General features: G+C 73.1%; 11 protein-coding genes. 9 read left to right on the top strand and 2 right to left on the bottom strand.

Going from position 1 to position 12,650, the window contains the following annotated elements; genetic code table 11:
* Position 1: 1 nt before the first annotated feature.
* From BOQ63_RS10140 to BOQ63_RS10110, 7 genes are read left to right on the top strand one after another with little or no spacing between them, the layout of a single operon-like run.
* Positions 2-1,027, top strand: a complete 1,026-nt coding sequence (locus BOQ63_RS10140; protein ID WP_030283401.1) for an NAD-dependent epimerase/dehydratase family protein — start codon at positions 2-4, stop codon at positions 1,025-1,027.
* Entirely contained in the window at positions 1,015-2,298 is a 1,284-nt protein-coding gene (locus BOQ63_RS10135) for a DUF4910 domain-containing protein (RefSeq protein ID WP_030283403.1), read from the top strand. The genes BOQ63_RS10140 and BOQ63_RS10135 overlap by 13 nt, the downstream gene beginning before the upstream one ends.
* 5 nt (positions 2,299-2,303) lie before the next feature.
* Positions 2,304-3,626 (top strand): MATE family efflux transporter, encoded by a 1,323-nt coding sequence (locus tag BOQ63_RS10130; protein ID WP_150475792.1) that lies wholly within the window; start codon positions 2,304-2,306, stop codon positions 3,624-3,626.
* Entirely contained in the window at positions 3,623-4,570 is a 948-nt protein-coding gene (locus tag BOQ63_RS10125; protein ID WP_030283405.1) for a glycosyltransferase family 2 protein, read from the top strand. Before BOQ63_RS10130 ends, BOQ63_RS10125 begins: the two co-directional genes overlap by 4 nt.
* Complete coding sequence (locus tag BOQ63_RS10120) at positions 4,567-5,832, top strand: polysaccharide pyruvyl transferase family protein (RefSeq protein WP_046385704.1); 1,266 nt, start codon at positions 4,567-4,569, stop codon at positions 5,830-5,832. The genes BOQ63_RS10125 and BOQ63_RS10120 overlap by 4 nt, the downstream gene beginning before the upstream one ends.
* Positions 5,829-6,380, top strand: a complete 552-nt coding sequence (locus BOQ63_RS10115) for a dTDP-4-dehydrorhamnose 3,5-epimerase family protein (RefSeq protein WP_030283407.1) — start codon at positions 5,829-5,831, stop codon at positions 6,378-6,380. Before BOQ63_RS10120 ends, BOQ63_RS10115 begins: the two co-directional genes overlap by 4 nt.
* An 8-nt stretch (positions 6,381-6,388) precedes the next feature.
* Entirely contained in the window at positions 6,389-7,714 is a 1,326-nt protein-coding gene (locus BOQ63_RS10110) for a glutamate-1-semialdehyde 2,1-aminomutase (RefSeq protein ID WP_030283408.1), read from the top strand.
* Between the two features lie 22 nt (positions 7,715-7,736).
* Here BOQ63_RS10110 and BOQ63_RS10105 read toward each other — a convergent pair whose 3' ends face one another.
* Positions 7,737-8,435 carry a phosphatase PAP2 family protein gene (locus BOQ63_RS10105; RefSeq protein WP_030283409.1) on the bottom strand — a complete coding sequence of 233 codons (699 nt, stop codon included), beginning with the start codon at positions 8,433-8,435 and terminating at the stop codon, positions 7,737-7,739.
* Between the two features lie 246 nt (positions 8,436-8,681).
* A complete protein-coding gene (locus BOQ63_RS10100; RefSeq protein WP_046385539.1) occupies positions 8,682-9,644 on the bottom strand; it encodes a helix-turn-helix domain-containing protein in 963 nt (320 codons plus the stop codon).
* A 206-nt stretch (positions 9,645-9,850) separates the two neighbouring features.
* Between BOQ63_RS10100 and BOQ63_RS10095 the strand changes: the two genes are divergently transcribed.
* The gene (locus BOQ63_RS10095; protein ID WP_030598029.1) at positions 9,851-10,048 is read left to right on the top strand and encodes a hypothetical protein; all 198 of its coding nucleotides are present in this window, start codon (positions 9,851-9,853) and stop codon (positions 10,046-10,048) included.
* Between the two features lie 102 nt (positions 10,049-10,150).
* The gene (locus BOQ63_RS10090) at positions 10,151-12,649 is read left to right on the top strand and encodes a dCTP deaminase domain-containing protein (RefSeq protein WP_030283412.1); all 2,499 of its coding nucleotides are present in this window, start codon (positions 10,151-10,153) and stop codon (positions 12,647-12,649) included.
* Position 12,650 lies beyond the last annotated feature (1 nt).

The raw sequence follows: 12,650 nt of genomic DNA, 5'->3' as shown, positions 1-12,650 counted from the left end.
CTTGCGCGTACTGCTGACCGGACACCAGGGCTACCTGGGCACCGTGATGGCCCCCGTCCTCGCCGGGGCCGGGCACGAGGTCGTCGGACTGGACTCCGGCCTGTTCGCGGACTGCGTCCTCGGCCCCACCCCCGCCGACCCGCCCGGGCGCCGGGTGGACCTGCGCGACGTCACCGCCGAGGACGTGGCCGGGGTCGACGCCGTGATCCACCTGGCCGCGCTCTCCAACGACCCGCTGGGCTCGCTGGCCCCGGACCTCACCTACGACATCAACCACCACGCCTCGGTGAAGCTCGCCGAACTGGCCCGCGAGGCCGGGGTGAAGCGCTTCCTGTACGCCTCCACCTGCTCGGTGTACGGCGCCGCCGGCGGCGACGAACTGGTCGGCGAGGACGCGCCGTTGCGCCCGGTGACGCCGTACGCGGAGTCCAAGGTGCGCGTCGAGGACGACCTGCACGACCTGGCCGACGGCGACTTCACCCCCGTGTACATGCGCAACGCCACCGCCTTCGGCTACTCGCCCCGGTTGCGCGCCGACATCGTGCTGAACAACCTGGTGGGCCACGCCCTGCTCTCCGGCGAGGTGCTGGTGCTCTCCGACGGCACCCCCTGGCGACCGCTGGTGCACGCCGCCGACATCGCCCGGGCCTTCGCGGCGGCGCTGGTCGCGCCCCGCGAGGCGGTGCACGACCGGGCGTTCAACATCGGCAGCGAGACGAACAACGTCACGGTGGCCGAGATCGCCGAGCAGGTCGCCGAGGCGGTGGAGGGCTCGAAGGTGCGGATCACCGGGGAGTCCGGCGCCGACCCCCGCTCGTACCGGGTGGACTTCTCCCGCTTCCGGGCCGCCGTCCCCGGCTTCGACTGCGAGTGGACGGTCAAGCGGGGAGCCCTCGAACTCGCCGACGCCTACCGGAAGTTCGCCCTGACCAAGGAGGACTTCGAAGGCCGCTACACCCGGCTGGCCGTGCTGCGCCGGGCCGCCGAGGCAGGCACCGTCGACGGCACCCTGCGGTGGCGCCGGTGACCACCGTCGGCGAGGAGATGCACGCGCTGGTGGAGCGGCTCTACCCGCTCTGCCGGAGCATCACCGGCGACGGCGTGCGCGCCACCCTGGAGATCGTCGGCGAGTACCTTCCGTTGCGGGTGCACGAGGTGCCGACCGGGACGCAGGTGCTCGACTGGACGGTGCCGCAGGAGTGGAACATCCGGGATGCGTACATCGCCGACGCCACCGGCCGCCGGGTCGTCGACTTCGCCGCGTCCAGCCTGCACGTGGTCGGCTACAGCGTGCCGGTGGCGGCCACCGTGCCGCTGGCCGAACTGCGCCGGCACCTCCACACCCTGCCGGACCACCCGAGCTGGGTGCCGTACCGGACCAGCTACTACACGGCCGACTGGGGGTTCTGCCTGGCCCAGGACACCCTGGACGCGCTGCCGGACGGCGACTACGAGGTGCGCATCGACTCCACGCTCGCGGACGGCCACCTCACCTACGCCGAGCACGTCGTCCCCGGGCAGGTCGCCGACGAGGTGATCGTCTCCTGCCACGTCTGCCACCCGTCGCTGGCCAACGACAACCTGGCGGGCATCGCCGTGGCGACCTTCCTGGCAAGGGAGTTGGCGCAGCGCACGCCGTACCACACCTACCGCTTCCTGTTCGCCCCCGGCACCATCGGGGCGATCACCTGGCTGGCCCGCAACGCCGAGCGGGTGGAACGGGTCAAGCACGGCCTGGTGCTGGCCTGCGCCGGGGACCGGGGGCAGCTGACGTACAAGCAGAGCCGGCGCGGCGACGCGGAGATCGACCGGGTGCTGCGGCACGTCCTGGCCGCCTCGGGACGCCCCCACCGCATCACCGAGTTCACCCCGTACGGCTACGACGAGCGGCAGTTCTGCTCGCCCGGCTTCGACCTCGGCGTCGGCTCGCTCAGCCGCACCCCGTACGCCGGGTACCCCGAGTACCACACCTCGGCGGACAACCCGGACTTCGTGCGGCCGGAGGCGATGGCGGACACCCTCGCCGTCTGCCGCGAGGCCTTCTCCCTGCTCGACCGCAACCGCAGCTACCTCAACCTCAGCCCGTACGGCGAACCGCAGTTGGGCCGGCGCGGGCTGTACGACTCGCTCGGCGGGCGCAGCGACGCCAAGGAGGCGCAGATGGCCATGCTGTGGGTGCTCAGCCTCTCCGACGGCCGGCACAGCCTGCTGGACGTCGCCGAGCGCTCCGGGCTGCCCTTCGACACCGTCGCCGTCGCGGCCGACGCCCTCCGGGGCGCCGGGCTGATCAAGGCCTGACGCCGATGACCACCGAGGGCGTGGAGGCACCGGCACCGGCGCCGGCCGCCGGGCCCGCGCCGGCGCCGGCCCGGCGCAGCGCCGCGCGGGCCGTCGTCGGCCGGCTGTCCTGGGGGCTGGCCGACCAGGCGGCCTCCAGCATGACCAACTTCGCGGTGGGCATCTACGTGGCCCGCGAGCTGGGAGTGAGCGCCTTCGGCGTGTTCAGCCTGGCCTGGCTGACCTACGGCGTGGTGCTCAACGTCGCCCGAGGGCTGGCCACCGACCCGCTCGTGGTGCGCTTCAGCGGCGTGCCGGACGCGCCCTGGCGGGCGGCCGCGGCCCGGGCGACCGGGGCCGCGCTCGCCGTCGGGGCCACCCTGGGCGGGGTGTGCCTGCTGGTCGGGCTCGGCCTCGGCGGCCGGGTCGGGCCCGCTTTCGCCTGCCTGGGCGTCGCGCTGCCCGCGCTGCTGCTCCAGGACGCCTGGCGGTTCGCGTTCTTCGCCGCCGGAAGCGGGAAGAAGGCCTTCAGCAACGACCTGGTGCAGGGCGTCGTTCTCGTCCCCGCCATGGTGCTGGCGGCCCGGGTGGGCACCGTGGCCGCCTTCCTGCTCGCCTGGGGCGCCTCCGCCGCGGTCGCCGCCGGGTACGGCTGCCTCCAGTCCGGTCTGCGGCCCCGGGTGGCCCGGGCCCGCGGCTGGCTGCGCGAGCAGCGCGACCTCGGCAGCCGGTACCTGGTCGAGAACGTCAGCCTCAGCGGCGCGGGCCAGCTGCGGGCGTACGGGCTCGGCGCGATCGCCGGGGTCGGCGCGGTGGGCGCGGTCCGGGGCGCCGAGCTCCTGCTCGGCCCGTTCCTCGCCCTGCTGATGGGACTGTCGCTGGTCACCGTCGCCGAGGCGGCCCGGGTACTGCGGCGGTCACCGAACCGGCTCGGCCGGTTCTGCCTCCTGCTCGGCGGCGGACAGGCCGCCGCCGCGCTGCTGTGGGGCGCGGCGCTGCTGCTGATGCCGGACCGGGCGGGCGAACTCGTCCTCGGCGACGTCTGGCACTCCGCCTCCCAGCTCATCGTCCCGGCCACCCTCGGCGTGGCCGGCGCCGGCCTCGGCAGCGGCGCGGCGGCCGGGCTGCGCGCCCTCGCCGCGGCCCGGCGCAGCCTGCGCTGCCAACTGTTCGCCTCCGCCTGCTACCTCGGCGGCGGGCTCGGCGGGGCGGCCGCGGCCGGCACCGTCGGCTCCGCCTGGGGCGTCGCCGCCGCGACCGCCTGCGGCTCGGCCCTGTGGTGGCTGCAACTGCGGACCGCCCTGCGCGAACGCCACCACGAACCCATCCCCGAAGTGAGGACACCGTGACCGCCGTTCCCCGGCTGAGCATCGGCCTGCCCGTGTACAACGGAGAGGAGTACCTCGCCGAGTCGCTGGAGGCCCTGCTCGGCCAGACCTACGAGGACTTCGAGCTGGTCGTCTCCGACAACGCCTCGACCGACTCGACCCGGGACATCTGCCGCCGCTACGCCGCCCGGGACTCGCGCATCCGCTACCTCCGACTGCCCCGGAACATCGGCGCCGCGCCCAACCACAACCACGTCTTCACCCAGTGCCGCGGCGAGCTGTTCAAGTGGGCCTCGCACGACGACCTCTACGCCCGCGACCTGCTGCTGCGCTGCGTGGAGGCGCTGGACGAGCGCCCGGAGATCATCCTCGCCCACTCCGGCCAGGCCGTCATCGACGAGAACGGCCGGGTCAAGGTCCCCTACGAGTACGGGCTCGCCACCGACTCGCCGTACGCGCCGGAGCGCTTCCGCAGCCTGCTGTTCGAGCCCGGGGGAGACGACTTCTACGGCGTGATGCGGGCCGACGTGCTGCGCCGGGTGAAGCCGCACGACAGCTACCACCACGCGGACCGCACCTTCGTCGCAGAGATCACCCTGCACGGGCCCTTCCACCAGGTGCCGGAGCTGCTGTACTTCCGCCGCGACCACCCCACCCGCGCCGAGCGGGCGAACCCCTCCAAGCGCTCCCGGTGCGTCAACCTGGACCCGCGCCGGGCCGGTCCGCTGCACCCGACGCCCCGCCTGCTCGCCGAGTACGTCTGGGGCTTCGCCTCGGCGATCCGGCGGGCGCCGCTCTCCCCGGACGACCGGCGCGCCTGCCGCCGCCACCTGGCCACCTGGATGACCAGCCGGCTGCGGCCGGGCGCGGGCGAGCGGGTCGAGGACCGCGCCCCGGCCGATCCGGCCCGGCTCACGGTCTCCGTCGACGCCCTGGTGGCCGGACGCGAGGGGCGGCGGACATGAGGCGAACGAGGCAACCGGCGCGAACGAGGCAAACCCCCGTGCGGGTCGGGCTGTTCGGCCTGCTCGGCTCCGGCAACCTCGGCAACGACGGGTCGCTGGAGGCCGTGCTCGGCTACCTGCGCGCCGAGCACCCCGAGGCGGCCGTGGACGCGCTGTGCGGCGGACCCGAGGTCGTCGCGGCCCGGTACCGGATCCCCGCCACCCGGCTGAACTGGTACCGCGGCGAGTACCGGACCGCCTCGCGGGCGGGCGCGATCGCGGCGAAGGGCCTGGGCAAACTCGTCGACCCCGTCCGCACCGCCGCCTGGGTGCGCCGGCACGACGTGGTGATCGTGCCGGGCATGGGCGTCCTGGAGGCCACGCTGCCGCTGCGGCCCTGGGGCTTCCCGTACGCGCTGTTCCTGCTCTGCGCCTCCGGCCGGCTGTTCGGCACCCGGGTGGCGCTGGTCGGTGTCGGCGCCGCCGCGATCGCCGACCGGCCGACCCGGGCCCTGGTGCGCTGGTCGGCGCGGTTGGCCGCCTACCGGTCCTACCGGGACGCGCTGTCCCGCGACGCCGTGCGGGCGATGGGCGTGGACACCGCACGGGACGCGGTCCACCCGGACCTCGCCTTCGCCCTGCCGACGCCGCCGGGCACCGCCTCCCCGGGCCCGCCGGGTTCCCCGGGCCCGGTCTGCGTCGGCGTCATGGACTTCCACGGCGGCAACGACGACCGCGCGCGGGCCGAGCGGATCCACCGGCGCTACCTCGACGGCACGACCCGCTTCGTGCGTGCGCTGGTCGAGGACGGGCGGCCGGTCCGGCTGCTCACCGGCGACGGGGTCGACGCGCGCGTGGTCGCCGCGATCCTCGACGCGGTGGACTCGCCGCTGGCCTCCGCCGTCGAGGCGACCTCACTGGCCGACCTGACGGCGGAGACGGCCGCCGCCGACACCGTGGTGGCCACCCGCTACCACAATCTGGTCTGCGCCCTGAAGGCCGGCACACCGACCCTCGCCCTGAGCTACGCGGCGAAGAGCGACGCCCTCATGGAGCGGATGGGGCTGGGCGCGTACTGCCACCCCGCGCGCGAGGTCGACCCCGACCGGCTGCTCGAGCAGTTCCGGGAGCTGGAGAAACGGTCCGCGGAGCTGCGGCAGACCCTCGAGGAGCGGAACCGGACGGCAAGTCGGCAGCTCGAGCAGCAGTTCACCGCCCTGACCACCGCCCTCTTCCCGAGGACCGACACCTCGAGGGCCGACACTCCGAGGGAGACGCCGTGAAGGTGACCGGAGTTCCGGCGATCGCCGGCGCGTACCTGTTCGAACCGACGCCGTACGCCGACGAGCGCGGCTTCTTCTGCCGCACCTTCGACGCCGACGTGCTCCGCTCGGTGGGCCTCGACCCGAACGCCTTCGTCCAGCACAGCCTGTCCCGCTCGGTCCGGGGCGTGCTGCGCGGCCTGCACCTGCGCTCCGGCGCCGGCGAGGCCAAGCTGGTGCGCTGCTCGTACGGGCGGGTCTTCGACGTCGTGGTGGACCTGCGGCCGGACTCGCCGACCTACCGCGGCCGGGCCTTCTTCGAACTGTCCGGCGACACCCAGGCGAGCGTGTACGTCCCGGCGGGTTGCGCCCACGGCTTCCAGGCGCTGACCGGGACGGCCGACGTCTCCTACCGGATCGACCGCCCGCACGACCCGGCCGAGGACGTGACGATCGCCTTCGACGACCCCGAACTCGCCATCCCCTGGCCGCTGCCGGCCACATCGATGTCCGAGCGGGACCGGAAGGCACCGAGCCTCGCCGAAGCCCTGAGCCAAGAGGAGAGGTGAGGTCCGGCGTGGACGCCGAAGAGTTCTCCCTGCCCCGGTCGCGGTCCGCGAACGAGAGGCTGCACGCCCTCGTCCCCGGCGGCGCCCACACCTACGCCAAGGGCGACGACCAGTACCCCGACGGCCTGGCCCCGGTCATCAGCCACGGCCGCGGCGCCCACGTCTGGGACGTCGACGGCAACCGCTACGTCGAGTACGGCTCCGGCCTGCGCTCGGTCAGCCTCGGCCACGCCCACCCTCGCGTCCTGGAGGCGGTGCGGCGGGAACTCGACCGCGGCAGCAACTTCGTCCGGCCGTCCGTCGTGGAGGTCGAGGCCGCGGAACACTTCCTGGCCACGGTGCCGACCGCCGAGATGGTGAAGTTCGCGAAGAACGGCTCCGACGTCACCACCGCCGCCGTGCGGCTCGCGCGCGCCGTCACCGGCCGCCGGCTGGTGGCCGTCTGCGGGGACCAGCCGTTCTTCTCCGTCGACGACTGGTTCATCGGCACCACGCCGATGTCCGCCGGGATCCCGGCCGCGACCACCGAACTCACCGTGGCCTTCCCCTACGGGGACCTGGCCGCCACCGAGGAACTGCTCACCCGGTACCGGGGCGAGGTCGCCTGCCTGGTCCTCGAACCCGCCGGCCACACCGAGCCGCCGCCCGGATACCTCGCCGGCCTGCGCGAACTGGCCGACCGGCACGGCTGCGTCCTGGTCTTCGACGAGATGATCACCGGCTTCCGCTGGTCCGAGGCCGGCGCCCAGGGCCTGTACGGAGTCGCCCCCGACCTCTCCACCTTCGGCAAGGCGCTGGGCAACGGCTTCGCCGTCTCCGCGCTGGCCGGGCGCCGCGACCTGATGGAGCGGGGCGGGCTTCGCGGGGTCGGCGACCGGGTGTTCCTGCTGTCCACCACACACGGCGCGGAGACCCACTCGCTGGCCGCCGCGATGGCTGTCCAGACCACCTACGTCGAGGAGGGCGTCACCGCGCGACTGCACGCCCTCGGGGAGCGGCTGGCGGCCGGTGTCCGCGAGGCCGCCGCCGCCACGGGCGTCGGCGACCACGTCGTGGTCCGGGGCAGGGCCAGCAACCTGGTGTACGCCACCCTCGACGAGCGGCGACAGCCGTCGCAGCCGTACCGCACCCTGTTCCTGCGACAGCTCCTGGCGGGCGGGGTGCTGGCCCCGTCGTTCGTGGTGAGCAGCGCACTCGACGAGGCCGACATCGACCACACCGTCGACGTGGTGGCGGGGGCGTGCGCCGTGTACCGGAAGGCCCTGGACGCCGGTGACCCCACCCCCTGGCTGGGCGGGCGGCCGGTGAAACCGGTGTTCCGCCGCCTGGCGTGACGCGGCCTCGGGGAGCGGCGTGTCAGCGACCCGGCTGTCGACCGGCGTCGGCCCTTCGACGGGCCCGCCGGTCGGCCGTCCGGTCCACCAGCCAGGCGGTCACCGGTACCAGCGCCAGGGCGGTGCACCAGCCGGCGAGGGCGTCGGTGGGGTAGTGGGCGCCGAGGGCGACCTGCGCCCAGCCCATGGCGGCACCGGCCACCAGCGCCGCGGCCAGCCCGAACCCGTACCGGCTGGGGTGGCCGTCCTGGCCGGGGCGGCCGGTCGCGAGCAGTGCCACCGTGAGGGCGAGCGAGGTGGCGAAGGCGGTGTGCCCGCTCGGGTACGACAGGTTCTCGCCGTGGATCGTGCGCCCCACCAGGTGCTTGAGCAGCGTCGCCGCCCCCACCGTCGCGCCGACCGCGGCAACCGTGAACACCGCCGCGCGAGGGCGCCGGAGCAGCAGACAGCCCGTCACGACGGCCATGGCCAGCGCCGTGGCCCCCACCGGTTCCCCCAGGGAGTCCAGGAGCAGTGCGACGGACCGCCACGGCGGCCGCACCCCCTCCACCGCGGCCCCGACCCGCGCGTCCGCCCTCCCCGGCCCGCCCTCACCGGCGTACCGGACCCCGAGCAGGGCGACCACCGACGCGGCGGACCCCGCAACCGGTCCGAGCCACCCGCGCAGCGCCGGGGGTAGTACGGCGGTCCCCGGCGTCGGTGGAAGGGTTGTCTGCGTCATGCCTCAACGTACCTTGTCGCCAAGCGAGTTGGAGGAACTCCCTGGAGCCGTGGGTGCGGGCGTCCGACGCCGGGGTGCGTGATGTGGTTCGTCCTGCTCGCCGGGCGGCGCGCTCGGCCTGAGTGCCCCGCCCTTCGCCGACGTCGGCCTCGGCGTCTGAGGGCGTGGCGGAGCCGGGGGCCGGATCACCGGTCGTCGTCGCGGGACCAGGAGACGAACGGACGTCCGCGCGGAGGGACCGGCACGTCACCTCTCGCCGGTGTCGGCCCGCGCGTCGGTGTTGAGCAGCTGTGACATGGCGAGCGCGTAGCCCGCCTGGAAGCGGCTCTGTGCCTTCAGGTCCGTCATCAGGTCGGCGATGTGGCGGCGGCAGGTCCGTACGGACATGCCCAGGCGCAGCGCGATGGACGAGTCCGTCATGCCCTCGGTGAGCATCCGGACGATCGCCTCGCGCAGGTTGCTCTCGATCTCGGCGTGCGAGCTCGACTCCGCCGTGAAGGGCTGGGCGATCAGCCACAGGCGCTGGCAGGTGTCCACGATGAACGCGACCATGCTCGGTTCCCGCACGATGGCGGCGGCGTTCGGGTTGCCGGGCACCGCGATGACGGCGGTCTTCCGGTCGAAGACCAGCATCCTGGTGAAACGGTCGTCCAGCGTGCGTACCTGGCCGCCGAGCCGACTGATCCTCTCGACGTAGACATTGGTGCCCGGGCTGAACCGTGCGGTGTGCTGGTACAGCACGCGCATCCGGATGCCCCGGCGCAGGATCGCCTCGTCGCGGGGCGCGGCCTCCTCGAGGATGTCGGCCGCACGGGCGCCGCCCGGCTGCGCCGTGAACACCTCGTCCTCGCAGCCGGCCGCGAGTTCCTCGATCGCGGTCAGGGCCGCGGGGAGGCTCTCGATCACCTCGAACGGTCCGGGTGACTGGTGATTGCTCAGGCTCGCCTCGAAGACGGGCAGGAAGGACATCAGCTGGCCGCGCCTGCGCTCGATCAGGGAGCGTCGCGCGCGCATCTCGCGCTCGAGGGGGCTGACGCGCCGGGCGACGGCCTCGTCCGGGGAGATCGCGACCAGGCCTCCGCGCGGGTCGTGGGCGAGCAGGCCCATGGCGAGCAGTTGTTCCGCGAGTTCCTCGGCCTCCTCGGCCGAACCCCCGTAGACGGTGGCGAAGTCGGCAACCCGGGCAACGGGATCCTTGCGTGAGAGCACATATCCATACAGCTGATGGAGGAGCTGCGAGTCGACCGCACGTCTATCCATATGCCGGAATTACCCCGTTTCGAACCGGTCTGCACGCCGCGGAACTTGTTGCCATGCAGCAAGGTGCACGGTCAGCGCGCCGTATCTTAATGCGGGCTCGTGGCAAGGTGATCAACACCCCACCCCTTGTGACGCAAGGGGTTCCTCATGACTGGATGACGAACAGCATGCGAAACCTCAGTGCGGGCGAGCTCGCCCGGCGCTTCGTCGGACGAATCGCCCTCGGATTCTCGGGCCTCGCACTCATCGCGGGCGCGATCATGGTCGCCCTTCCCGGCGATACCGGCTGGGGCGGCCTGCCGGTGGCCTCGTCGGTGACAACTGCGCAGGTCACGGCGGACGACCGATCCTAGGCAGCCGCCCAGGCGGACCACCGCGCCGGGCGAGCCGTACGGCCGAAGGACCTCCCCGCACACGTAGTGCCCCCCACATCGGGAGCGACTGGATGGATAACGATGATTCTCACGGGTAACGAGATAGCGCGCGAGCGAGCGAACGGCCGCATCACCATCGAGCCGTTCACACCTGAGCAGGTCAACCCGAACAGCTACAACTTCCGGCTCGGAAAGACCCTGCGGGTCTACCAGACTATGCCGCTGGACGCCCGGCAGACCAATGAGTTCGAGGAGATCGAGATCCCGGAGGAGGGATACGTACTCGAACCGGGGAGACTCTACCTGGCCCACACCATCGAGGTGCTCGGCAGCGAGCACTACGCGCCCACCTTCGCGGCGCGCTCCTCGGTGGCCCGACTGGGCCTGTTCATCAACCTCTCCGCGAGCCTGGGCGACATCGGCTACACGGGGCAGTGGACCCTGCAGCTCTACTCGATGAACCGGGTCCGGGTGTACAGCGGCATCAACATCGGTCAGATGATGTGGTGGCGCCCCCAGGGTGACATCGTCCTCTACGACGGCAAGTACCAGGGCTCCGTAGGCCCGCGGTCGAGCGACATCCACGTCGACTTCGACAAGCAGTTCGCCCGTCAGCGCTTCCCCGGACTCGGCGCCAGCGTCGAAGTCGCCGAGGTGGGCCCCAAGTTCGCGCAGCTCGCCCGTTCCAGCCACGCCTTCCGGGTGCCGACCGCCTTCGTGGTGCCGGCCGGGGAGTTCGTGGACTCGCTCACCGACGAGCACCGGGCCGACCTCGCCGAGGCGTTCAGCGACCTCAAGGCGACGGTGGGCGCGTTCTTCACCGACACCGTCGAGCGGATCCAGAAGACCGGCGCGCAGATCCGGCTCGGCGACGACGCCCGCAAGCTGCTCCGGGCCCGCCTCAACGAGGTGTTCAAGGACGCCGACGTGGAGCTCGCGGTCCGCTCCTCCGGACTCGACGAGGACACCGAGGGCTCCAGCCAGGCCGGCGTGCACCAGTCGATCCTGGGTGTGCGCGGCGCGGACGAGGCGATCGCGGCCGTCGAGCAGTGCTGGCGCTCCTACTACGAGGCCCCCGCCGTCGCCGCCCGCATCCGGGCCGGCGACTTCGACCCGGCGCCGCGGCTGGCCGTCATCGTCCAGCGCCTGGTGCGTCCGCGCCTCGCCGGCGTGGCGTTCACCGGGCTGGACGGCGCCGAGGACCAGCGGGTGAGCATCGAGTACGTCGAGGGGCTCGCCGACGAGCTGGTGGCCGGTGTCGCCGTGCCGCAGCGCACCGACTCGGCCGAGCTCGCGGACGCCGACGCCTCCCACCCGGCCGGTGACCAGGAGGCCCTGGCCCAGGTGGTCGAGCTGGCGCGGGCGCTGCGGGAGCAGCAGGGAGGGGACGTCGACGTCGAGTGGGCGGTGGACGACGAGGGCCTGCACCTCATCCAGGTCCGCCCGCTGACGGCCGTCCGCGAGCAGTCGCGCGTCTCGTCGGAGCCGGTGGCCGAGTCCTACCGGCTGTACTTCGACGAGCTGCCCGCCTCGTTCCACCTGGCCGAGGTCGCGGCCGTCTACGGCGGTTACACGGCCAAGCGCGGACCGGCCCACCGGATGGCGCACTCCGTCGGGGTGTCCGTGGGCGCCGGCTGGGTGCTCCAGTTCAACGGCCGGGGCCTGCACGACGAGGCCACCGCCGGCCGGCTCCGGGAGGAGCTGTCGGGCGGCTCGAACGAGTGCGTCCTGGACTTCGGTGACACCCTGCGTCAGATCGTCGTGCCCAAGGAGGAGGTGCTCGACCAGCTCGCGCTGACCACCGGTGCCACGGCCGACGGCACCCTCCTGCACGCCGTCGTGGTCCGGGACTTCATCCGCGGCAGCCTCGGCGTGATCTCCCGCCGGGCCGGCGACGGCCTCGTGGTCGAGTACACCGACGAGGGCCTGATGGCGCTCAACCGGGGGACCGCCGGCGGCGAGACGATCGTGGTCGGCGACATCTCCCTCGGCTTCGACGCGCCCGAGAACGTGTCGGCCGCGCCCAGCGGCGAGGCGCTGCTGGAGCACCTCGACGAGATCGCCCGGTTCACCACCGCGATGCACGACAAGTACGGTCCGGTGACCATCGAGTGGGTCCTGGACGGGCCGGGCCTGTTCTTCGTCGACTACTCCGTGCTCGACGGTGACGACACGGTCGTGGTGGCCCACGGCGAGGTGTCCATCTCGCCCGGCACCGCGCAGGGTCCGCTGCTGCGCCTGGACGACGACGAGCTGCTGCGCCGCCTGTCCATCGGGCCCGCGGTGAGCATCAACAAGTCGCAGGACGTGAGCGAGCACGACGGCCTCGCCCGCATCCTGGACGCCGTCAAGGCCTTCGACCAGAAGCCGATCGTCGTCGCCTCGCGCCCGTACGCGGTGCTCTCGGTGCTGATCGAGCACGTGTCCGGCTTCGTCTTCGACCAGGGCTCGGCCCTCGGCCACCTGGCGATCCTCCTGCGCGAGGCGGGAGTTCCGGCGGTGGCGGCGGCGGGTGTCACCGGCACCGAAGCAGTGATCAGCAATGGAACCGTCGCGACCACCGGTCACAAGGGAGAATGAC

Source organism: Streptomyces viridifaciens (assembly GCF_001888885.2).
GTDB lineage: Bacteria > Actinomycetota > Actinomycetes > Streptomycetales > Streptomycetaceae > Kitasatospora > Kitasatospora aureofaciens.
The sequence above is the reverse complement of the archived record's forward strand: the minus strand, read 5'-3'. Positions and strand labels throughout refer to the sequence as shown.